Raw genomic sequence first — 22017 nt, forward strand, 5'->3', positions numbered from 1 at the left:
TAAATGCAGATTACAAACGGAGGAGCAAACCAACAACATGTTAAAATTTGATGAAGGCGTCTATTTAGAAAATGGCCGGATTACTTATGAAACACGTGAGGAAATTGAAAAGATTGCTGATGAAATTTCAAAAGAGGGATTTAAAAATATCTTTTTCATTTCGGTTGGCGGATCTATTTCTATCATGTGGCCAATACAAGAAATGCTAAAACAAATGACGGATATTCCTGTTTTTTCAGAACAGGCAGGCGAAGTTGTGTTAACAGGTCATAAACAGCTTACAAAAGATTCGATTGTGATCATGGCATCTAAATCCGGAGATACAAAAGAGAGCGTTGCCGCTGCAGAATGGTGTAAGGAACAAGGTTTCCGAGTTGTGTCACTAGTAGGTACTCCAGGGACTCCATTGGAAAAGGCAAGTCGCTGGGTCATTCCAAATAAAGCGAAAAATGGCGTGGAGTTTGAATATATGCAATTATTTATGCTAGTGTTCAAAATGCTCAAAAATGCAGGCGAATTTCCAACGTACACAAAATTTGCGGATCAACTTGAAACCCTTCCGGAAAACCTATTGAACGCTAAGAAAAAATTTGAACCAGTCGCAGATGAAATTGCGAAAACGTACTATAATGAGCCATACAATATTTGGGTTGGTGACGGGGAAATATGGGGAGAGGTATACCTATTCTCCATGTGTATCCTCGAAGAAATGCAATGGGTTCGAACCAAAGCTGTTTCCTCTTCTGAGTTTTTCCATGGGACACTAGAGTTGGTAGATGAGGATGTACCCGTTTTCTTAGTTAAAGGTGAGGGGAAACGCCGAGTGCTCGATGAGCGTGTTGAAAAGTTCTGTAAACAATATACGAAAAAGCTTGTAGTCCTTGATACAAAAGACTATGAATTGAACGGAATTGACGATGAATTCCGCTGGATATTAGCACCAGCCATTTCTTCCACACTGTTAGTAGACCGTCTGGCTCGCTATTACGAAAAATACACAGGCCATGACCTAGACATGCGCCGTTACTACCGTCAGTTTGATTATTAGGGGAGAGGAACCAGTCCCCTTTTAGAGACAATGACTGTAATTGTAAAACAAACATAATCCCCTTCACGCAACATGTGAAGGGGATTTCTTTTAAAGTAGGATGATTATGGAGAGAGGTTTGGTTATTAAGCAGGGCGCTGAAAAACTTATGAAAGGATTGGAACAGTAGGTGTAAAAAAATGTATCTCCTCCTCTAGTAGCAGGAAGACAATTGAATATTATCTATCACTAAAGTGTACTGCACTTTTATTCTCCGAATTTTCGAAAATGAAGGCACTATCCATCAAATGGAGGGTTCCTAGCGCTTTTATTTGTAATAGTGAAGTAAGTACCTGTTGGAATTTTCTAAAAGATTAATAAACAAGTAATGGCTCCACCTTCGCCAATTACCATGACAGCCACACATGCCATCCCCGCTAATACTAGGATAATCAATCATTGTTAAGAGCCTGCTTTGTGGATGTTAAGGTTCTGTAAATGTTTGATTAAATCTAATGTTCAATTAAGAGGGGGACTAGTTCCCAAACTTTAAATTGAAACTTCCAAGGACAGTTACTTTACAGTAACTGTTCCATTTTTTATGTTCCAATAGCACTTTTTTCTATTTATTGTAAGTTACTTGAAAAAAGATTAAAAATGTACGGATTCACTTTAAACTTGTCCATTTCAAAAAAAGATTTTTTGCATTTAATGTAATATGAATAGAGGTGAATAGAAAATTGAAATTTTTGAAATCAGATTGCTGTAGCCCGCTCCTAGTTGGAACGACTGAAACAGATAGGATTGCTGTTGGTTATAACTTAGCATGTGGACAACAATCCAGTGTATTGTATGAGGCTGTTAATATGGAGCGCTTTCCAACCGTTACTGCAATAACTCGATTAAGCGGGTCAGAAAATCCTTGTATAGACTTTTCCCAACGGTTATTTTTATTATATGAATATTTAAATAGTATTGTAATTTTAAAATTTTTAATATATATTGAATATAGTTTTTATTATTACTTAGTTGTTTAAGTTGATTAATACCTGATACTACATAATGTTAACCTTATCAAGAGAGGCAGAGGGAATGGCCCGATGACGCCCGGCAACCGCTATTTTTTATAGTATGGTGCCAAATCCTACAGAACGAGTAAGTTCTGAAAGATAAGGAAGAGTATATACATAAACCCTCTTCCTATTTTCGGAAGAGGGTATTTTATTAGGTGCGAAAAGAAAAACACGAACATTTATATAAAGTATTAAAAAAACATTCGACTTTGTATTGCTATTTTTGATTTATTTTAGTAAATTAATAGATAAATAGTAATAAAGACGAAATATATTACAGGGGGAACATCATGAAAAAACTACTTTCACTTATTGTACTAGCTTTGGTAATGCTTGTCGCTGGATGTGGAGCTGAAGAATCAACGGGGAAAGATACGTCGCCATCGAAAGAGGCTAAGAAGAAAATTGCCCTTGTCCTTCCAGAGAAAATGGGGGTAAACCCATTCTTCCAGCAAATGGATGAAGGTGCAAAACAAGCGGCAGAAGAATTTGGAATAGAATTAAAGACAATCGAATCAACTGATCATTCTGCGATCGAAGAAAACCTTAGGGTTGCAGTTGCAGAAGGATATGATTTAATCATTACTTCATCATTTGAATCAGAGGATGCATTAAAAAAGATAGCAACAGAAAATCCAGATCGTCAGTTTGCTATTATTGACACCGTTGTTGACCTTCCAAATGTTCAAAGTGTTAATTTCAGAGAGCATGAAGCAGCGTTCTTACTAGGAGCGGCAGCAGGTCTTTCTACGAAAACCGATAAAGTCGGTATGGTCGTGGCGATGGATATTCCACTAATGAAAAAATGGACAGTCGCGTTTGAACAAGGATTAAAGGAAACCAATTCAAATGCAGAGTTTCTAGTAAACTATGTTGGAGGTTTTACGGATCCTGCGAAAGCGAAGGAATTAGCATTGTTACAAGCTTCTAAAGGAGCGGATTTCGTTGCAGGAGCTGCGGCAGTCGGAGACTTAGGTGTCTTTGAAGCAGCAAAAGAGCAAGGATTCTTTACTTCAGGTCAGGATGTTGACCGTACAGAGGTAGATCCAAAACATGTGGTTCTCTCACAGCTAAAAGGGACGGACGCTGCAGCCTATGAAACCGTAAAAGCATTTGCAAACAATAATTTTAAATCTGGCATTGTCGAGTATGGCTTGAAGGAAAAGGGTGTTGGCTTAACATATGTAACCCATGAAAGCAAAACTCCTCTTAACAGCTTTGTTGGACAGGAAGTAATTGACCAAGTAAAAGCTCTTTATGAAGAAATTGTATCTGGAAAAAGAGAAATCAAAAATCCATTGAGCAATTAATCTGAAAAAAGTAAACCGACTGCACATTGTAGTCGGTTTCCATTTTTAAAAGGGGGAAAACGATGAACTATCGGTTAGAAATGAAGGAAATGACCAAAAAGTACGGTGAGTTCTTAGCTAACGACCGGATTTCGATAAATCTGAAAAAGGGAGAGATTTTGGCGATTGTCGGAGAAAATGGTGCTGGAAAGACGACCCTCATGCGAATGCTATACGGTCTTGAACAGCCGACTTACGGAGAAATAAAACTCAGCGGTAAGACTGTAAAATTTTCAGGACCACAAGATGCAATTGAAAATGGAATCGGCATGGTGCATCAGCATTTTATGTTATTTTCCGATTTTACCGTAACAGAAAACATTGTCATTGGTCATGAACCGAAACGAAATGGTTTCTTTAATAGAAAACTAGCAGCAGAAAAAGTGAAGGAACTGAGCGAACAGTATAAAATCCATGTAAATCCATTGAAAAAAGCAGGAGATTGCTCGATAGGAGAACAGCAGCGGATTGAAATTTTGAAAGTGTTGTATCAGGGTGCTGATATTATTATTCTTGACGAACCAACTGCGGTCTTAACTCCGATTGAGGTTGAGGAATTATTAAAAACAATTCAATTTCTAGCAGAACAAGGGAAAAGTATTATTTTAATTACGCACAAGTTGCCGGAAGTGATGAAAGTAGCAGATCAAATAACGGTGTTAAGAATTGGTCGGGTAACAGGAAATGTTTTAAAAGAAAATACTGATATCGAACAGATAGCCACCATGATGGTTGGCCGTGAGCTCCAATATCTTTCCGACCGAACCCAATTCGACGGAGAACCGCTGCTTGAGGTAGACAATCTTACTATTGGCGGGAAAGACGCGAAACCGATATTGGATCATCTTTCTTTAACCGTACACCGTGGAGAAATTGTTGGGATTGCTGGAGTATCGGGTAACGGACAGTCAGAGCTAATTCAGGCGATCTCAGGCTTGAGAAAAATTGATAGTGGCAGTATAAGCTTAGGGGAAACAACCTTGACGGGCAAGTCCGTGGCATATAGAAGAAGTGCTGGTCTCGCCCATATTCCTGAAGACCGTTACCTATGGGGAGCAGCGAAGGAAGCTTCGGTCGAGGAAACAGGGGTGATGGGCTATTATCTAATGGAAAATTTCAATCAGTTTTCCTTTATTCGACTCAATGGATTCCGTAAGCTTATTAATGGATGGATTGATCGCTTCGAAATTAAAGCACAATCCCTAGATGAAAAATCAGGAAACCTATCTGGCGGAAACTTGCAGAAATTAATTGTGGCGCGTGAACTAGGATTTGAAACAGATTTTCTCATTGCGGCAGAACCGACCCGTGGGGTAGATATTGGCGCAATGGAATATATTCATGAAGCCATCATAAAGAAACGAAATAATGGGGACGGTATTCTCCTCGTTTCATCGGAGTTATCGGAAATCCTGACGTTATCAGACCGAATTGCTGTTATGTATGAAGGGAAAATTGTCGATATCCTTGAACGGAAAGATGCGACGGAAGAGAGATTAAGTGTACTAATGGCAGGAGGAAACGAGAATGAATCTTCAACGAAAACTACAACAACTGCTTAAATCGTTGGTACAGCCTGTAACGGCCGTGTTAATTGGACTTTTGACAGGGGCAGTTGCCATTAGTCTAGTAGGGGCATCTGTTTTGGAAACCTATAAAGTCATGTGGGACGGGGCATTCGGTAATTTTTACTTTGTTACCGCCACACTTGCTCGTGCCACTCCTATTATATTAATAGGTTTAGGATTGGTCCTTGCCTTTCGAGCAGGTGTCTTCAATATGGGAGCTGAAGGGCAAATGGTGTTAGGTGCCGTCAGTGCTGCCCTTGCTGCTTTATATGTTCCGGGGTCTGGGATCATCAAGATGCTGGCTGCATTGGCGGCTGGGTTTTTAGCTGGTGGCTTATGGTCACTCCTAGCGGGGTGGATGGAAACTAGATTCAAAGTACAATTACTGATTTCTACGTTACTCTTAAACTATGTAGCTGTATTATTTGCAGGGTATTTAGTTTCGGAGCCGTTTCAAGACAAAAGTGGATCGGCTGCATTAGCACAGACCCCCATGATTGATCAGGTTGCATGGCTGCCTAAGTTATTCCAAGGTATGAGTGTTCATATGGGATTAGTTATTGCAATTGTTGTGGCGATTATTCTATTTATAATTCTACGATTTACATCAGCTGGGTATGAAGTAAGAATGCTAGGTTATAACCCATTTTTTGCTGAATACGGCGGGATTAATAAAACAAAGGTGCTTCTTTACAGCATGTTCTTTAGCGGCGGGATCGCCGGACTAGCTGGGACAGTTGAAGTCCTCGGATCACACTATCGATATGTGGAAGGTTCCCTGACCGTACCAGGTTATGCATGGACAGGGTTAATGGCAGCACTTTTGGCGAACTCCCATCCTCTGGGTACAGCGGTCGCGGCGATTCTGCTAGCGGCACTTCAAACCGGTGCAATGGGAATGGAGCGAAATACCGAGGTTCCGTTGGAAATCGCCAGTGTGATTCAAGGAGTTCTTATTCTTTTTGTTACAGCAAAGATCACCATTAACTGGTGGAAAATAAAGAAGAAAGCAGGTGACATCCATGGAGCTGCTTGATCTCTCATTTTTCACGTCAGCCATCCGTATGATCAGTCCTATTCTTTTGGCTGCTCTAGGAGGAGCATTATGTGCACGCGTTGGAATCTTTAATGTTGGCCTTGAGGGTTTAATTTTAGCAGGTGCCTTTTCCGCAATCGTTGGAAATTACTTTAGCGGCAACGTGTTTGTAGCGGTTATAGTAGGTGCACTGGGATCTATCCTTGTATCACTATTATTTGGTTTGGCATCCATTCGTTTTAAAGCAAACCCAATCGTAGCAGGTATTGCCATCAACTTTTTAGTTCTTGGTTTGACCACGTTTGGTCTTCGAGCCATTTTTGATGTGAAAGGAGCCTTTTATGATAAAAACATGGAAGGACTTCCGAAGCTGGACATCCCGGTGATTGAAGGAATTCCAGTTGTCGGGAAACTTCTATCGGGCCATTCACCACTCGTATATATCGCCTTTCTAGCAGCAATTTTGTTGTACATATTCTTTTACCGTACCGTTACAGGCTTTCGAGTTCTTGCGGTTGGGAAAAATGAAGCAGCTGCCAGAAGCCTTGGTTTAAGAGTTACTGTTTTACAATATGGAGCGATTGTGGCGTGTGGAATTCTTTGTGGTTTGGCAGGTGCGCAGCTCTCACTTGGACAGGTCACTATGTTTACAGAAGGAATGACGGCTGGAAGAGGCTTTATCGCTCTTGTGGCGATGATGTTAGGTCAATCCCACCCGATTGGCATTGTTGGATCGAGCTTATTATTCGGTCTTATGGATGCGTTGAGCATTAGACTTCAGGGCTTTTCGATGCCAACCCAATTTACGGCGATGCTTCCTTATATTATCACCATCTTCGCGATGTTCTTCCTAAAGAATCGCGGGGCAGACTCACAGCTTTCAGGGCAGCAAAGCTCTAGGTAACTACAAGGAGGAATGAAAGTATGAATAAAGCAGAAAGAATTAAACGAACGAGAGTTCCGGCAGTTGATCCTAAGAGTACAAAACGTCTTCCGCCTGGTCAGGCATTAACAGAACGTTTCCCGATCCTACATGAAGGAGACGTGCCCGTTTATGATCTGGAAAAATGGGATTTAAAAGTGTTCGGAGAAATCGACAAAGAGGTGGTTCTCTCTTATGGTCAAATCAAACAAATGCCACAGACGACCATCACCGTGGACATCCACTGTGTAACGCGCTGGTCTCGTTTTGACAATGGCTTTACCGGTGTAAGATTCGGTGATTTCCTTAAGGAAATTGGTGTGACTCCTAAAAGCAAGTATGTAATGCTGCATGCGGATCATGATTATACAGCCAATATTCCTTTGAAGGATCTGCTTCAAGAAGATGTTCTTCTAGCACATTCGTTTGAAGGAGAGCCGTTAACAGAAAAGCATGGCTGGCCGCTAAGGCTGGTCGTACCGCATCTTTATTTTTGGAAAAGTGTAAAATGGATCCGCGGAATTGAATTTATTGATGAAAACAAGCCAGGGTTCTGGGAGCAAAACGGATTTCATATTAATGGTGATCCGTTTAAAGAAGAAAGGTTCTCAGGAGATGACCTGCCAATACCAGAAGATGAATGGGAGCGAAAAGACTTTGACTAAACAATTGCCAAATTTAAAAGTAGCATCAGATATACTGCCAGATCGTGTTCTAGTATGCGGGGATCCGAGTCGGGCGAAAATGATCGCCGATTTACTAGATAATCCAGTTCAACTAGCCCAAAATCGCGAGTACCATACTTATAGCGGAAGCTGGAATGGGAAACAGGTTGCGGTAGTCAGCCATGGTGTGGGAGCACCTGGGGCAGCGGTATGTTTTGAAGAACTTATTATGGGTGGCGTACAGTTCATCATTCGAGTAGGAACAGCAGGATCTTATCAAAAAGAGATTAAACCGGGAAGTCTTGTGGTAAGCACCGCTGCAGTAAGCTGTGATGGATTAACGAAACAAATTGTCCCTCATGGATTCCCTGCAGTTGCAGACCGTAAAGTTGTTGAGGCATTAACCAATGCAGCAGTTCTTACTGAAGAAAACATTCCTGTAAAAGAGGGGATCACCCTTACACTCGATGCCTTTTATTCTGGGGTTCTCGAATTTCCACATCAGCTTTATAAAAAGGCTGGAGTTGTTGCAGTAGACATGGAAAACTCGGCTTTATTCGTTATAGCTAGTATAAAAGGGGTACAAGCTGGAGCGATTCTAGCCATTGATGGCTATGCGGATGCAGAGCTTCGTGAGGAATACAATCCACACAATGACTTGGTTTCACATGCGGTGGAAGCAGAAATGCAAATAGCCCTGGATGCTATTACAGCATTATAAATGGCGAAACGGAAGGATGGGGGAACCATCCCTCTATTTCAATAATAAAATTTTAAATAGTTTTTGAATACAGCCATACAAAAGTGACGGCACAGACATAATCGGTTTTGATTACGGCCACTAGATATTACCTTCCTCGCCATGTTTTTACCAGCGACTTTACCAAGTAATTAGACTAAAGATCTTCCTCAATCGCGGCCGATTTTTGAAGATAGGTCTCGTATGATTTACTCATTAGTCCCACACCAACGTATTTGCAACAAACAAAGGCTCCTGTCCATTCGCGAACAGGAGCCTTTGTTTGTTGGTGAAGCGGAAGTCTGTTTATTACTACGGCTGCTCCCCTTGGAAATTCACATTGAAAATAACCCCGAACTTGTCCTTAACCATCCCGTACAAGGAGCTCCAATCTGTCTTATGAAGAGGTATAACGACTTGTCCGCCGTCTTCTAAAGCGGCGAAGATTTGCGCCTTTGTGTAATACCCACTTCCGTAAGTGTATACCGTTGTCAATTTATTTAAAAATTTATAATCAACGATTAACAAAATTGAATTAAGAATTAAGTTCACCAGACCTGGAGACCATTTAAAGAGATAGTAGGTAATAATAGTGATCCCGGTTACTCCACCTTATCCAAGCTCGTTTGAAATAATAAAAAGATTAACTCCTATTGCAAACAGAAAAGCCCCAATAATAATAATAATAATAACAATATCTACTAACCTTTTTTTCATTACCGACCATCCTTGTATCTGTAGAATCATCCCATTATACTTGGATTTCAGTGCACATTCAACCGCCCAGATCCGTCTTCCATTACGGTTGCACCCAACAACAAAACCTTTAATTGTTCCTTGGAAAGCTGCTGCTTTTCCCATTCTTTGTATAGACTTTCAATTGCTTCCGGGCCTGTGTCATCAGCCAATCGATAGGCTCCATAATGCATAGGTACAAAAAACTTAGCCTTTAATTCTGTAAACGCTTTAACAAATCCCTAAACGTTTTAATGTTGTTCACATCATCTAAGTTTGAATACCGCTTCCTCATTCTCTCACCTTGATCCGTAACTGATTTTTAATAAAATTATAGCAGAAACAAGGGAAACAAGGGACAAAGGACAAGAACCTTGTCCTGATTTTTTTTATGCATTGAAAATCGTTGCCCAAAGATTTTAAGGGCTTAGTGTTCATTTAATAATGAGGGTTCCTTCACTGCCAAAAAAAGTTCCTTTTCGTTCTATAGCTCATTGTCCAAACCCATTTCATACAACCTGGTGTAATAGAATTTTGTCAGTTTTTTGTCGAGAATTCCGTAAAAATAAGCGACGTGATTTTTAACTACTTGAGTTAATTTAACCGTACGAATCAGCTGCTTGAATGACTGGATCGCGATCTCCAGAACGATCTTCATTTCCTTCTCCAGATTATTGCGGTAGGCTGCAATTTTCGTCATATTCAAATATTCCTCAATTGTCTTTGCTTCGGAGAAGAAATAGTTTACCAGCTGGACAAAAGGTTGTGGAACTCTATCGCTTACAAATGTGTGGTCCAAAACGGACGGTTCTTCTTGACGTTTATTAATCTCTTGTTTTTTAGTTTTAGAAAGATTACTAGTTTCTTTAGGGTGGTTCATTATTTCTTGTTTAGGTGGTTCACTTATGGGAAAACGAAGAAATACATAGAGATTACTCGATTGTGAACCATTTTTTCGTTCGGTTTCTTGAACCGTGATTACACCTAACTCTACTGCTTTTATGATCATTCGTTTAAAAGTAGAGCGTGAAATGCCGTTATCCTTGTATTCTTCGTTAATCGCTTTTAAGATCGTTCCGATTTTGGCATTGCAAACGCCAGTGATTTTTGCAGCAAAACGAACAAGCCGTTTCAATCCAAGCAATTCCCCTTTTGAAAAATCATGCTTATTTATAGCCAGCCACATTTCGAAATGAGTATTAAATTCTTTAAGCGAACTGAATTGTGAAAACTGTTCAAACCTGTCAATGCTTCCAGATTTTAAATTCGTCATTTTGCCCACCCTTTAATCGTTTAGTTCAGGGACTTTTTTAAGCTCCCCATTCTTCCTAAAGATAGCCCGGATGAATTTAATAATCGAACGGCCAAAATTCACTTTTTACCCCGTTTTTGACGCCAAACACTCATTTTCTCGCTCAAAAGTGAATTTTTAAGGCGTTTTTTGCATTTTGGTGCGGTTTTTCTATCGAATTTTAGGTACAATGGTGCCTTTAAAGCTATAAAAGTGTCGTCCTGAATAAAATTAAACTTCAACTAAAATGGCTATCCGCTATACTCCTACGGTAAAAACAGTCAGCAGAAAGCAGATTGGGTTATCTAGAACCGCCACATTTTCATGTCAGAGGTCAGGAAAAAACTAGAATCAACATATTATTAGGTGAGTATCTTAAAGGTGATAATTCTCTTTCCAAAAATAAAGAACGTGATATACAAATTTGGCTTGAGAATAGAAAGGATCTTATGAAGGCATGAGATGATTGTAGAAAGGGGATTTTACTTATAAATATCCCATCGCTTTATAGGAGGTTTAAAATATGAGTCAAAAAGAGGCTTGTTGATATTAAGCCATCCATGAAAGGAATTCTTGAAAAGTTTCATAATCCTTAAGAATTTAGGTAGGGTTATTTTGATGAAGAAGCTGAGACAGTTGCATGGCCTGACGACCTCCATATTGATCCAGATACCTAAAATAATCGAGGCATTGCAATAAAAGAAGTTGAGAATCTAAGTAAAGCGTTTAATGATTTTCAAAAAGTAATGAATGAAAAGATATTGTTTAAAATCTAAAAAAGATCGTTGAGGGAAAATTACTATGTGGAATCCAATAATTGGAAGGTACCTGTACCCCTTTTTGTTTTATTTATCTAATTTCCGCTGTTAAAATCAGCATTTTACATTGAAATATATAGTTTTAATAACAACAAAGTTTACGAAAAGAGCCAAAATTAATAATAAAGTCGGATTTAAAGGAATATTGCTGTATTATGTTGAATTTATTAAATAGAAATATATTTTATGGGGGTGTCAAAAATAGATTTTTTACCTGATATTTATTGGTGTAACCGAAAAAAAACTGAGCAATTCCTTAGTATGTTAATCGATGATTTAATGCCTGAGTACACTCTAATTGCATCTCAAGGGAAGTCAAATGAAAAAGGACTGGAAGGGAATCTTGGAAAAATAGTCGCAAAATATCAAAAGCAATCTAATGACAGTACCGAAAGGGAAGGGAAAATAATAAGATCAACCTCATCGCTTTTTAAAGACTTATTCACGATCCTTGAAGATGGGGATAAAATCCAGAAGTTAGCTGGTTTTGATGAGGAGATCTGGAACCAACTTCGTACAGGTGAGTTCATTGAGATCGATGGTGAATTCAAACAATCCCCTGCAGAACTTGTTATGTCTAGTATGATTGAATTTGCAGATAAGTATAAAGGTTTCTACGCTGCTGAGACATCCAAAGAGGATATGCAAAAAATTGAATTTGCTACCTCTATTTTTAATCTAAAAAAAGTAACAATGATAATCAATCCTTATGTAGATGGTGACTTTAAATTTTTCACCTCTTTAGATGCCGAACATTTTTTAGAGGATCGCTATGAATTAGAAGGGGAGTTCACAATCCTGGGTAAAATAAGAAAAATATATAAACCCCATCAAAAAATTGATTTAGCTAAATTGCTACCTGGAAAAATGAAATTTAAAAAGGAACAATTGATAAAATTTATTCCAAACATGAGCCAAGATGATATTTCTTTTGATACCGAAGAAATAACTGAAGAATCATTTGAAATAAAAGGTCCTGCAATCGAAATTATGCCAATTGCAATATATCAAGCATAGCACTATATAATGTAATGGAGTTAGTATATACGATTCACGGCTTCTTCTGGATGCCAAGGGGTGTTGGTCCAGGAGAAGGCGGCCATAAATCAGGCAGCAAATGCTCTTAAGCGAGCTTTTTATGCTGTAAAAGCTATATAGATCGAATGCGAGTTAAAGCGCCAGGTTATTTCTAAATATAGGATATTCGCTGGCGATTTTTTTCTCAATATTTTGTCACCTCGGATAAAATCCCTTTTTTCACAAGAATCATATATTGCGAGATGGATGTCAAGCTTTTCAAAAATAACAACAATTATAGCAAACTATATAAGTGTATCTGTAACTTATTTTATATACCGTAGCAAAAAATAATATCCCTATGTATATATGATAATGAGAAAGATTATATGGAGTGATCACGGTGACTAAGCGATTGAACGAGGCTTTTTGGGAGTTTTGTGAAAGGTTGTTTGATTGTGTTCCAACTAATTTTCTGAGAGGTATGTTACTAGATTGGATTATGTAGTGGGAAATGGAAGAAAAATATCAGTTGTGTGAAGGGGATCCCGAGTATTTCGAGTGGATCCTTATTTTATTGGGCAGGTCACCAAGATTTTTAGATAGCAGCTCGGGTAACCAAAACAACCTCATACTTGGCCGATGCACTAACAAAAATAACTTTTCATCGACCAAAAGATTTCTTTAGATTAAGAGATGGGGCATCCTTCCGTATAGTAGAGGTTGAGGAATCTGCGCTAACATTTTACAAAAGGAGATTTCTTAAAGATAAAGACGCAGATGACCTATTGGCACGAAAGAAGTTAACAAGAAATTTAATCTTGTCTTGTAAGGAACCTGGACCAGTTAATGGTGTTGACTATTGTCGTTATGGATTTATGTCAATGATCTCCTTTGGTAATGATTTTATCTACAAAATTTATGAGGATTATTCACCCATTTCATTCGAAAAAAATGCAGCATTATTTGATGAGATAAATGGACTCCTTGGGTTGAATATGGTGCAACAATAATAGGATGGTCTCCCAGTAACATACTAGAACGTATGACACAGGGATGGGTGAGTATGGTGAACAAGAACGATTTAATGGAAAGGCTAGGAAATTTCTTAAATAAATTTCAATGATCATAATAAAAACCAAACTAACAGCTTGAAAGAAAATGATAGTAGTCAAATTGGCTGCTATCTTTGTTTTTTAGGGTTGTATTAATTGTATTAATGAAGATTATTGGAGTAAAACTGGAAATAGCAGAAAAATAGATACTAAAATAGGTAGACGAGCATATATTCTTAATAGTCCATTTGTAGGAGGAATAAGTCAAGGAGGTCTGGTATGGAAATTTTAATAGGAATAAAGTGTAGTAATGATTGTAATTGTGAAAAGCAAATCACCTACTATTCTAATAGTGGAGAAATAATTGAAAAGAATTATTATTGTAGAACAGCTCTACTTCATGTGGAAAGTATTCCAAAGAAAATTAAAGATATTTGCCTTGCATTAGAAAAAAACTCAATATTTTTTAATACGACAGATTAATTTGTAAAGTGGAAAACTTTTATCTCCAAATCCCACAAACGTTTTATTACCAATGTGAAAAGGAATTAAAAAGGTATATAGGAAATATTCCACAATCAATTCATGATTTATTAATATCAAATATTAAAGACGATTACGCAATGATAATGTTCGGATAGTAAAAAGATGGAATCTACAAAATGTTGAAGAAATAGTATCCGAGGTAATTGCCGAAGTAATTTATAAATATGATGAACTAATTACTGCAGAGGTATAACTTGTATTGGAGATTTCTCTATAGAATTCAATAGATAGTAAGGAGAAAATATGTTTATAACAAAAACAGATTATCTGGCTTATAAGCAATGCCCCAAAGCCTTTTGGTTAATGAATAATGCCGATCATTGGAAATCCAAAAACGACTCTGATAATTCTAAAATAGATAAAGTGAATATGGTTACTGAAGTTGCACGGGGTTTATTTCCGGGTGGGAATCTAGTTAATTTACAAGGTTATAAAAAAATGATTCAAGAAACAAAGAAACTTATTAGTAACGGTGTATCGATTATCTACGAAGGAACTTTCGTCTAAAATGGCATACTGGTAAGATGTGATATTTTAACTCGGGAAAAGGATGGTTGGCATTTGTTTGAAGTGAAATCTTCAACACGTATGAAGGCAAAGTTCCTGGATGATCTTGCGATTCAAGCTTTTGTGCTTCAAAACAATCTACCTATTAAAAGTGTCAATTTTGTCTACCTCAACAAGGGTTATGCTAGAGAAGATGAGCTTGATTTATATTCACTTTTTACCATTGCTGACGTTACTGAGGAAACCACAACACTACAACCGACAGTAGACAAAGATATTGTTACGATGAAAAGCATCGTAGGAAAACGCAGCTATAAATATGATATTGGTAACCACTGCGAGAAATATGGGAAAGATGATAATCCGTGCATTTTTGTAAACCAATGCTGGAGTCACATTCCAAATTATTCTGTATTTAACCTTGCTAGAATAGGGAAGAAAAAATTTGATTTGTTTCAAAATGGAATAATAAAAATTGAAAATATCCCAGATGAATACAAATTAACTAAAACACAACAAATTCAAGTAACTGCTCTAAAAGATAATAAGGACATAATTAATAAAGCTGAAATCACAGAATTTATGTCAAAATTCTACTCTCCTTTATATTTTCTGGATTTTGAGACCTTCCAGCAGCCCATCCCATTATTTAAAGGGATAAAACCATATCAACAAATACCTTTTCAATATAGTCTACATATATTGGAAGATGAAAGTTCTCCTGAAGAACATAGAGAGTTTCTTGCAACAGCTGGGAAAGATCCAAGGAGAGAGCTTGCTGAAAAATTAGTAGAAGATATTCCACTTGATGTTTGTTCTATCGTCTATAATCAGAAATTTGAAAAAATGGTCCTAAAAAACTTGGCGGAATCCTTTCCAGATTTGGCAGATCATTTGATGAACATTCATGATAATATCGTAGATTTAATGATTCCATTTGAGAAGAAGTGGGTCTATAGGAACAAAATGAAGGGTAGTTCTTCTATAAAAAATGTTCTACCTGCACTACTTCCTGGAATTGCAGAGCTCGAATATAATAATTTAACTATTCAAAATGGTTCGATGGCAATGGAGGTATATGAAACTTTACATTTACGAACTCCAGATGAGATCGAAACAATACGTAAAGACCTACTTTCATATTGTAAACTCGATACATTAGCTATGGTGCGATTATGGCAAAAAATAGCCGAACTCAGTCAGGATGATTGATATAAATTTAGTAATTTAAATTGTTTATTAATAATTTTTGGGAAAGAGAGTGCTAAATTGGCAACTTCAATTAATGGAACGATCTATACCGTGAGTTCAATTACTGAGGCAATAAAAAATGTAATAGATAATAAAAAGGAATTTCATGAAGTAAGTATTCAGGGTGAAATCTCGAACCTAAATACCCATTCCGGCCACATGTACTTTACATTAAAAGACAAAAATAGCAAACTTAGTGCAGTAATGTTTAATGGGAACAATAAACACTTAACATTTGACCCAAAGGATGGCCAAGAGGTAATAGTTGAAGGGAAAATTACGGTATATTAACCAACCGGAAATTACCAGATCCTAGTTAATAAAATGTCTAGTACAGGTAATGGTAAACTATTTAAGGAATTCATAGATTTAAAGAAAAAGCTAAAAAATGAGGGATTATTTGATGAAAATAGAAAACGAGCAATTCCGAACTTCCCAAAGAAAATTGGGGTATTAACATCACTAAAAGGCGATGCTGTTAGTGATATTGTCAAGACAATTCTAAGAAGAAATAAGATGGCAGAAATTATACTTTATCCTATAACCGTACAAGGGAATTCAGCTCCAGCTTCAATTATTAGTGGTCTTAAGATAATGAAACAATACAATGACATTGACCTTCTAATTTTGGGACGTGGTGGTGGTTCTATAGAAGATTTATGGGCATTTAACAATGAAGAAGTTGCAAGAGAAATTTCAGAATCACTTTGTCCGGTAATTTCTGCAGTTGGTCATGAAACGGACAATACAATATCTGATTTTGTTGCAGATAAAAGGGCATCTACACCAACTGCAGCTGGAGAACTTGCCACACCCATAACATATAAGTATTTAACCGAGCAGGTAAAGACTCTATATTCTAAAATGAACAATGGAAGTAATAGAATACTAAAAGCAAAAGAAAACCAATTAACAAGTTTTAATCGAATGTTAAAAATTTCTCATCCCAAAATGAAAGTGAAGAATGGTGAGAAGGTCCTGCAAAATACCTTAAACAAATTGAACAACAGCAAGAAACAAATCATCCAAACGAAACAGGCTAATGTAAGTTTATTAAACCAAAATTTTAAACTAGTAAATTTGAAAAACCAAATACATTCCTCGCAAGAAAAAATGCACCAAATAGCTAAAACGTTAAACATAACAATCCACCAAAGAATAAACCATTCTCAAGTAAAAAAACTAGCATTATCACATCCTGAAAAAAAGCTCTCAAATGAATTCGAGAAACTTAAAATAATAAACGACTCTTTGGAAGTGACTTGGAATCATGTAATGAAAGAAAAAGATCAAAATCTCAAAGAAATAGGATTAAAATTTGATGGCCTCAGTCCATTTAAGATATTAAGTAAGGGCTACGCTTTTGTACAGAAGGATCAATCTATTATTAACAATGCCTCAGGATTAAAAGCTGGAGATCGAATAAAAATATCATTCGAAAATAATTATGCAATATGTAAGGTTGAAAAGGTAGAAGGAGGAGAAACGGATGAATAATGATATTAATAGTTTAACATTCGAAGAGGCATTATGGGAAATGGAAGAAGTAGTGGAAAAACTAGAGGAAGAAAATGTTACTCTCGAGAACTCGATTGATTTATATCAAAAAGGAATGGAACTATTTAAAGTGTGCAATCAGAAGCTCACAGAAGCAGAAAATAAAATTTCTAAGTTAGTGGAAGAAAATGGAGAAATAAAGAAGGTAAGTGTAGGGAAATAACCACAAATTTTTTAAAAGTAATACTAAAAGGAGATTAGAAGTTCTAGTGTATGCATCTATTGTTTCAAAATATTAAAGTGCTTGGATAAGGTTTCTATAAAAAAATGGCGGTGAATCTCATGAAAAAAACCCTTGTAATTGAATACTTCTGTGACATAAATAATAAATTAATCAATCAAGTAATTATGGAAATTGAGAAGGCAGCAGTAAATGGATTTGAAAGAGTAGTTCTATTAATTGCTTCTAACGGAGGAGATATAGATGCCGGCATAAAAGGTTATAATTACTTGAAATCGATGAATGGAAAAATCCAGATTATTACTTACAACGTTGGATTTGTCGAATCTGCAGCTATTTCCTTATACTGTGGAGGTGAAGAGAGATACGCCGTACCAACTTCTCATTTTCTCATTCATCAAGCAAGAAATACTTACTCCGATTACACAGTGAATAAGATAAAAAATGGAATTAAACTGATCAAAGAAAATAATAAAAGAAGTATTTCGATTATAAAAGACAATGTAGTACAAAGTAATCGTAAAGTTTTGGATGCCTATTATGCTGGTACAACTTTATCCCCTATAGAGGCTGAAAGTTGGGGATTGATCAAAGCACAATCGAATGGGGTAGATGATAATTACTTTAAAGCTATTGGTTCTAACTACGAATATTTTAGCCTATACAAATAGTCTGGAGGATTCAAAATGAAGGATCTTTTTATTGATTTTTGTGCAGATTGTGAATTAAATTCTATTTATAAGCTATTTGAAATAATAAATAATAATCCTTCCACTAGGATCGTTCTTAGAATTAGTAGTATTAAAGGCAACTGTTTTGCGGGTATTCTGGCCTTTAATAAACTTAATGCTATTTCAAATAATATTGAACTTGTTACCTATAATTCCAGCTCTATTTCAGCATCAGCATTACCAATTTATTATGCAGGAAATAAAAGATATGCTGCTAGTACATCTGATTTTCAGATAGGTGTTAATCAGTGGTCATCTGAAAAAAGAGATTTGGAAGGATTAGTGGAAGATTATCATCGAAATATGTCTTTTGATGAGATAGTTATACGAATATTCAAATACCGAAACGATTTAATTAATTTTGATATAGAAAATAAATTCTATAATTGTGAGACAATTTCAATTGAAGAAGCACTAAATACAAGACTGGTTCATGAAATTAGAGAAAATATTAAAAACGAGCTTATAAATGTTGATTATTCCTATTTTATTATTAGTCAAGATATTAATGATAAACTAGTTGTTCAACAGTTAATATAACGACTATTCAAACTGAATTTTTGTGATTGTTTTTTATATTTTACTAGGATTAAAGGAAGCTTTGGAAAGTTGGAACAGTTGGTATGAAAGATAATTAATATTATCCTATTTGGCTAAAAACTTATCACGAATTCGACTAACTTAATGTAAGTAAGGAACTAAAAAATCCCCAATGTAGGGGATTTTTTTTCAAGTATCACAAGTGTTTATCTTAAGTTATATGTTTTATTAAGGTTTTTTAACCTTTTTCAGTAATCCACCTATGTACTTCTTTAACAAGGTTTTTGGCGGCAACTTCAGGACTTTTTGAATCGATATTCCAAGCACACTGACTTATTTCAATGTCACCTAAGGTTACTTTTGGAAGTGACAGTGTTTTAGCATCCTGAAAATTTAGAAGAAGTCCACGTTTAGATTTCGCAGCAGCTGCAAATGCTGTTACTTGGTATAAATCTTGACGTTTCCAGTAGCCTTTTGACAACTTATATTTGACATCCCCGACCCCTAATCCATCTCCAAAAACTAGGTCAGGATTTACTTTTATTAAACTCCCTTGAATTGTCTCACCAATTTGATAAGGTTTTTTTTCTACAGTTTCATTAGTTAAATGTTCGGTAAGAATAGTCCTAAGTCCTGCTTCAATAACAACAGGAGTTGGTAATAAAAAGGATATAATTGGTAGTTCACCGTATCTCAAATTTAGACCAATCCTGTGAAGAATATGTTTTGCTAGAATTAAAGCATCATGATAATAATATGAGCGACGATCTGTTTCAATGGTAAGGTCCGTTGATTGTAATCTTCCAACTCCATCAAAAAGGGATAAAAGGGGTGTTGCTAATTTTTTCCATTCATCATTAATCATGCTAATAGTTAATAGTGCCTCTACAATCACTCGATTTAAAGGATGATCAACTATAATGTCATCATATTCACAATCAAACAGTAATCGACCCATGGAATAGTTCATAATTACTTTTCTCACATCAACGTTTCCACGTATAACAGGGAGTGGTTCATTTACTGTTTGGTAAGTTGTAAGAATTCCTTGGCGTACCAATTCTTCAACATACTTTAAGAAAGATAAAATGAAAAGGTCCACCAAATTATGACCACTTTCTCCAAATGCTTTTTCGGAAGCGAGACGTGGCATTCGTGTCGCTTCCGAAAATAGATATAAAAAGTGATCTATTGGTATTTTAGGATTTACTTGGATATTTGCCTCTCCTAAACCTATTATACCAATTGCATTTCTTACAATTACCTCATAGTTGCCATCAGAAATTTTTCTACAAGAAATTATGGATCTTTCCTTAGACATATATTCATCGTCTATATGATTTTTATCTTGTGCTAATTGTTCAGCCAACTCGTACCCTAGAAATTGTAAAGCTTCAGCTTGTTTAGAACTTAATTTAAGTATCTTTGGTATCGTCTCTGTCAGTTCCATTTACTTCCTCCGGCCATAAAACATCAAAATTAAATTTTATTTGTAATTTGTCTTCCTTATAATTTATATAATATTCTTCAATAAGAGGAAAAATCTTACGGTCCCACACGCGTTTCAGAATTTCCCTTGTAATTTCTTTTTTCATAAAGTATGAGTGCCCGATTTCATGATGGCGGTCAATTTCTGAACGAAGTTGGTTGTTTAAGGATGTAAATCCTTCAATCAATTTATCTACTGAATATGCTTGTTCTTTTTTGTTATTATAAAACTTTCGTAACAAATCAGATCTTGCACCTAATTCAAATATTTCAAAACGTCTTCTCAAAGCATGGTCGAGTGCACGAATATTTCGGTCTGCCGTGTTCATGGTTCCAATTATGTATAAGTTACTTGGGAGTTTAAAACCTTTAGAATACTGTAAGTCTATTTTTCTATCTCTATATTCTAGTAGGTAAAATAACTCTCCAAAGACTTTAGGCAAATTTGCTCTATTCATTTCATCTATAATTAATACATATTTCTCTTGTTTATCCCTTGCTTCATTTGCCCATTTCATCAATACTCCGGGGGATGCATCAAATTTTATTCCTGCAGATGTTGGTACAGGACGGAGTCCCTCAATAAAATCTTCATATGTATAACTAGGGTGAAATTGTACTAACTTAACATTTTCTATTCCCGCAATAACCCTACCAAGTTCCTCTGCGACTAATGTTTTTCCTGTCCCAGGGGGTCCAGCTAGAATTATTTGGCCATTTTCCAAAAGAGTTTCTTTTAAATCCTTTATAAAACTAAGATCCAAGTTTGTTTTTTTTTGCATTTCGCGCATGAAATCATACCTTTCATATGGGAATGAAAATTTTTCACCAGTATTCGCAATTGCAGTTATTTCTTTAGAATCAATCCGTTTTTTCTTCAATACTAATTTATTGATAAATTCCTTAGAAACTTGATGAAAATTAGCAATATACACATAGCAATTAGAAGATGACATTCGTCCTACACGTACAATTTTTGAGGAACTAATAGAAGTAACATCATGAATAACTTCCAATACCCTTGAACCCCAACATTCGTTATCGCTATGATAAAAATTAGCATAGGTTGGAATTGAACTGTTTAGCTGTGTTTTTATTACATTAATGGCTTTATGTTCCTCACTAATCTCTAGATAAATGCCTTTAGGGTAATATTCTGACTTCTCTTTGATTTTTCTTAATTCTGCTGCAGTTACTTTACAGAAAAGTGACTGAGGTTCTACTTGGTAAAATTTAAATCCGGTATACTCAATAGATTCAAGGACATTAAACAATTTCTCAAAATCACTTACCAAATCTTCATTACTTGGAATTGCTCCATCTTTGTATACAAATGACATAACGTTCCCCAAGGAATATAGCTTTGGCCGCTCGGAATTTGTAATTTGATGTAGATCTATATCATTTTTACTTATTCCTGTGACTTGCTCAGTAAGAATATTTAAATCCTGTTTTCTTTTTTGTATGACTACTTGTTGAAAACCTTCAGTTCCTTGGTTTAATGATAGATATACACAACTGCCATCTCCTGCAAATAAATAAACTAAATAATAACCTAACCCAGGTTTACTCGTATTACGCGAATAAAATGAAATCCAAGGGCAATCAACCCATGTATCCCTTTGAAAGCAACTACTATTTATTTTTTTACGTGAGAAACCTAGTCTTCTCGCAAATATATCTGGCCCCGATTGTTCAATTAGTTCTTTATAGCGAGTGGGATTAGATGTGGCTCTGGAGGAACTAGCTCTAGTTTTTAACAAATCTAATATTTCTTGTAAAAAGGTTTGCAATAAAAATAACCTCCTAATTGGTGTGAAAATTATATACTTTTTATTTTACACGAAAAAATATTTTTGAGTGAAAATTCGGAATTTAAAAGGTCGTTCGGTGATAAGGCAATCTGCGATATGAATATCAT

The 22017-nt window shown here is 36.1% G+C and carries 21 protein-coding genes, 2 pseudogenes and 1 riboswitch; of the genes and pseudogenes, 18 read left to right on the forward strand and 5 right to left on the reverse strand.

Features of this window, described 5'->3' with window-relative positions:
• The first annotated feature begins 37 nt into the window (after positions 1-37).
• The 8 genes from NSS81_RS23575 to NSS81_RS23610 all read left to right on the forward strand — a co-directional run bounded on the left by NSS81_RS23575 (position 38) and on the right by NSS81_RS23610 (position 8361).
• On the forward strand, positions 38-1048 hold the full coding sequence (locus NSS81_RS23575) for an SIS domain-containing protein (protein ID WP_342431045.1): 1011 nt from the start codon (positions 38-40) through the stop codon (positions 1046-1048).
• A gap of 719 nt (positions 1049-1767) precedes the next feature.
• Complete coding sequence (locus tag NSS81_RS23580) at positions 1768-2064, forward strand: hypothetical protein (protein ID WP_342431046.1); 297 nt, start codon at positions 1768-1770, stop codon at positions 2062-2064.
• Positions 2065-2095: 31 nt separating this feature from the next.
• Positions 2096-2203: riboswitch (SAM riboswitch) on the forward strand.
• A gap of 187 nt (positions 2204-2390) precedes the next feature.
• Complete coding sequence (locus NSS81_RS23585) at positions 2391-3410, forward strand: BMP family protein (protein ID WP_342431047.1); 1020 nt, start codon at positions 2391-2393, stop codon at positions 3408-3410.
• 62 nt (positions 3411-3472) lie between these two features.
• Entirely contained in the window at positions 3473-5011 is a 1539-nt protein-coding gene (locus NSS81_RS23590; RefSeq protein ID WP_342431048.1) for an ABC transporter ATP-binding protein, read from the forward strand.
• Positions 4977-6053 (forward strand): ABC transporter permease, encoded by a 1077-nt coding sequence (locus NSS81_RS23595; protein WP_342431049.1) that lies wholly within the window; start codon positions 4977-4979, stop codon positions 6051-6053. Before NSS81_RS23590 ends, NSS81_RS23595 begins: the two co-directional genes overlap by 35 nt.
• Positions 6040-6957 carry an ABC transporter permease gene (locus NSS81_RS23600; protein WP_342431050.1) on the forward strand — a complete coding sequence of 306 codons (918 nt, stop codon included), beginning with the start codon at positions 6040-6042 and terminating at the stop codon, positions 6955-6957. The genes NSS81_RS23595 and NSS81_RS23600 overlap by 14 nt, the downstream gene beginning before the upstream one ends.
• 20 nt (positions 6958-6977) lie before the next feature.
• Positions 6978-7640, forward strand: coding sequence for a sulfite oxidase-like oxidoreductase (locus NSS81_RS23605; RefSeq protein WP_342431051.1), 663 nt, complete (start codon positions 6978-6980; stop codon positions 7638-7640).
• Positions 7633-8361 (forward strand): nucleoside phosphorylase, encoded by a 729-nt coding sequence (locus NSS81_RS23610; RefSeq protein ID WP_342431052.1) that lies wholly within the window; start codon positions 7633-7635, stop codon positions 8359-8361. Before NSS81_RS23605 ends, NSS81_RS23610 begins: the two co-directional genes overlap by 8 nt.
• Before the next feature lie 495 nt (positions 8362-8856).
• Here NSS81_RS23610 and NSS81_RS23615 read toward each other — a convergent pair.
• The 3 genes and pseudogenes from NSS81_RS23615 to NSS81_RS23625 form a co-directional block, all read right to left on the reverse strand.
• Positions 8857-9096: pseudogene (locus NSS81_RS23615) on the reverse strand (YitT family protein); the annotation flags it as partial.
• A gap of 47 nt (positions 9097-9143) precedes the next feature.
• Positions 9144-9287 (reverse strand): hypothetical protein, encoded by a 144-nt coding sequence (locus NSS81_RS23620; protein WP_342431053.1) that lies wholly within the window; start codon positions 9285-9287, stop codon positions 9144-9146.
• 311 nt (positions 9288-9598) lie between these two features.
• Complete coding sequence (locus NSS81_RS23625) at positions 9599-10387, reverse strand: hypothetical protein (protein ID WP_342431054.1); 789 nt, start codon at positions 10385-10387, stop codon at positions 9599-9601.
• A 1028-nt stretch (positions 10388-11415) separates the two neighbouring features.
• On the opposite strand from NSS81_RS23625, the gene NSS81_RS23630 reads away from it, so the two are divergent.
• From NSS81_RS23630 to NSS81_RS23675, 10 genes and pseudogenes are all read left to right on the forward strand, one after another.
• Entirely contained in the window at positions 11416-12240 is an 825-nt protein-coding gene (locus NSS81_RS23630) for a hypothetical protein (RefSeq protein WP_342431055.1), read from the forward strand.
• Positions 12241-12875: 635 nt separating this feature from the next.
• Positions 12876-13253, forward strand: a complete 378-nt coding sequence (locus NSS81_RS23635) for a hypothetical protein (protein ID WP_342431056.1) — start codon at positions 12876-12878, stop codon at positions 13251-13253.
• A 321-nt stretch (positions 13254-13574) separates the two neighbouring features.
• Entirely contained in the window at positions 13575-13778 is a 204-nt protein-coding gene (locus NSS81_RS23640) for a hypothetical protein (RefSeq protein ID WP_342431057.1), read from the forward strand.
• 306 nt (positions 13779-14084) lie between these two features.
• Positions 14085-14348 carry a hypothetical protein gene (locus tag NSS81_RS23645; RefSeq protein ID WP_342431058.1) on the forward strand — a complete coding sequence of 88 codons (264 nt, stop codon included), beginning with the start codon at positions 14085-14087 and terminating at the stop codon, positions 14346-14348.
• Positions 14349-14411: 63 nt separating this feature from the next.
• A complete protein-coding gene (locus NSS81_RS23650) occupies positions 14412-15560 on the forward strand; it encodes a DUF2779 domain-containing protein (RefSeq protein WP_342434135.1) in 1149 nt (382 codons plus the stop codon).
• A gap of 57 nt (positions 15561-15617) precedes the next feature.
• A complete protein-coding gene (locus tag NSS81_RS23655) occupies positions 15618-15890 on the forward strand; it encodes an exodeoxyribonuclease VII large subunit (RefSeq protein WP_342431059.1) in 273 nt (90 codons plus the stop codon).
• Between the two features lie 15 nt (positions 15891-15905).
• Positions 15906-17096, forward strand: a pseudogene (xseA, locus tag NSS81_RS23660) (exodeoxyribonuclease VII large subunit); the annotation flags it as partial.
• A complete protein-coding gene (gene xseB, locus NSS81_RS23665; RefSeq protein WP_342431060.1) occupies positions 17089-17319 on the forward strand; it encodes an exodeoxyribonuclease VII small subunit in 231 nt (76 codons plus the stop codon). The pseudogene xseA and the gene xseB, both read left to right, overlap by 8 nt.
• Before the next feature lie 119 nt (positions 17320-17438).
• A complete protein-coding gene (locus NSS81_RS23670; protein WP_342431061.1) occupies positions 17439-18008 on the forward strand; it encodes an ATP-dependent Clp protease proteolytic subunit in 570 nt (189 codons plus the stop codon).
• Between the two features lie 15 nt (positions 18009-18023).
• A complete protein-coding gene (locus NSS81_RS23675; RefSeq protein WP_342431062.1) occupies positions 18024-18608 on the forward strand; it encodes a hypothetical protein in 585 nt (194 codons plus the stop codon).
• Between the two features lie 238 nt (positions 18609-18846).
• Here the strand turns inward: NSS81_RS23675 and NSS81_RS23680 are convergent, their stop codons facing one another.
• Together NSS81_RS23680 and NSS81_RS23685 are read right to left on the reverse strand one after the other, a co-directional pair.
• Positions 18847-20058 carry a hypothetical protein gene (locus NSS81_RS23680; protein ID WP_342431063.1) on the reverse strand — a complete coding sequence of 404 codons (1212 nt, stop codon included), beginning with the start codon at positions 20056-20058 and terminating at the stop codon, positions 18847-18849.
• On the reverse strand, positions 20024-21889 hold the full coding sequence (locus tag NSS81_RS23685) for a DUF3578 domain-containing protein (protein WP_342431064.1): 1866 nt from the start codon (positions 21887-21889) through the stop codon (positions 20024-20026). Before NSS81_RS23685 ends, NSS81_RS23680 begins: the two co-directional genes overlap by 35 nt.
• Between the last annotated feature and the right edge of the window lie 128 nt (positions 21890-22017).

Origin of the sequence: Neobacillus sp. FSL H8-0543, assembly GCF_038592905.1 — a bacterium.
Taxonomy (GTDB): Bacteria; Bacillota; Bacilli; order Bacillales; family Cytobacillaceae; genus Neobacillus.

Bases quoted from the DNA above. Each gene is read 5' to 3' on its own strand.
- NSS81_RS23575 (WP_342431045.1), top strand. From the start codon at position 38: ATGTTAAAATTTGATGAAGGCGTCTATTTAGAAAATGGCCGGATTACT.
- NSS81_RS23585 (WP_342431047.1), top strand. From the start codon at position 2,391: ATGAAAAAACTACTTTCACTTATTGTACTAGCTTTGGTAATGCTTGTC.
- NSS81_RS23590 (WP_342431048.1), top strand. From the start codon at position 3,473: ATGAACTATCGGTTAGAAATGAAGGAAATGACCAAAAAGTACGGTGAG.
- NSS81_RS23595 (WP_342431049.1), top strand. From the start codon at position 4,977: ATGAATCTTCAACGAAAACTACAACAACTGCTTAAATCGTTGGTACAG.
- NSS81_RS23600 (WP_342431050.1), top strand. From the start codon at position 6,040: ATGGAGCTGCTTGATCTCTCATTTTTCACGTCAGCCATCCGTATGATC.
- NSS81_RS23605 (WP_342431051.1), top strand. From the start codon at position 6,978: ATGAATAAAGCAGAAAGAATTAAACGAACGAGAGTTCCGGCAGTTGAT.
- NSS81_RS23625 (WP_342431054.1), bottom strand. From the start codon at position 10,387: ATGACGAATTTAAAATCTGGAAGCATTGACAGGTTTGAACAGTTTTCA.
- NSS81_RS23640 (WP_342431057.1), top strand. From the start codon at position 13,575: ATGGAAATTTTAATAGGAATAAAGTGTAGTAATGATTGTAATTGTGAA.
- NSS81_RS23645 (WP_342431058.1), top strand. From the start codon at position 14,085: ATGTTTATAACAAAAACAGATTATCTGGCTTATAAGCAATGCCCCAAA.
- xseB (WP_342431060.1), top strand. From the start codon at position 17,089: ATGAATAATGATATTAATAGTTTAACATTCGAAGAGGCATTATGGGAA.
- NSS81_RS23670 (WP_342431061.1), top strand. From the start codon at position 17,439: ATGAAAAAAACCCTTGTAATTGAATACTTCTGTGACATAAATAATAAA.
- NSS81_RS23675 (WP_342431062.1), top strand. From the start codon at position 18,024: ATGAAGGATCTTTTTATTGATTTTTGTGCAGATTGTGAATTAAATTCT.
- NSS81_RS23680 (WP_342431063.1), bottom strand. From the start codon at position 20,058: ATGGAACTGACAGAGACGATACCAAAGATACTTAAATTAAGTTCTAAA.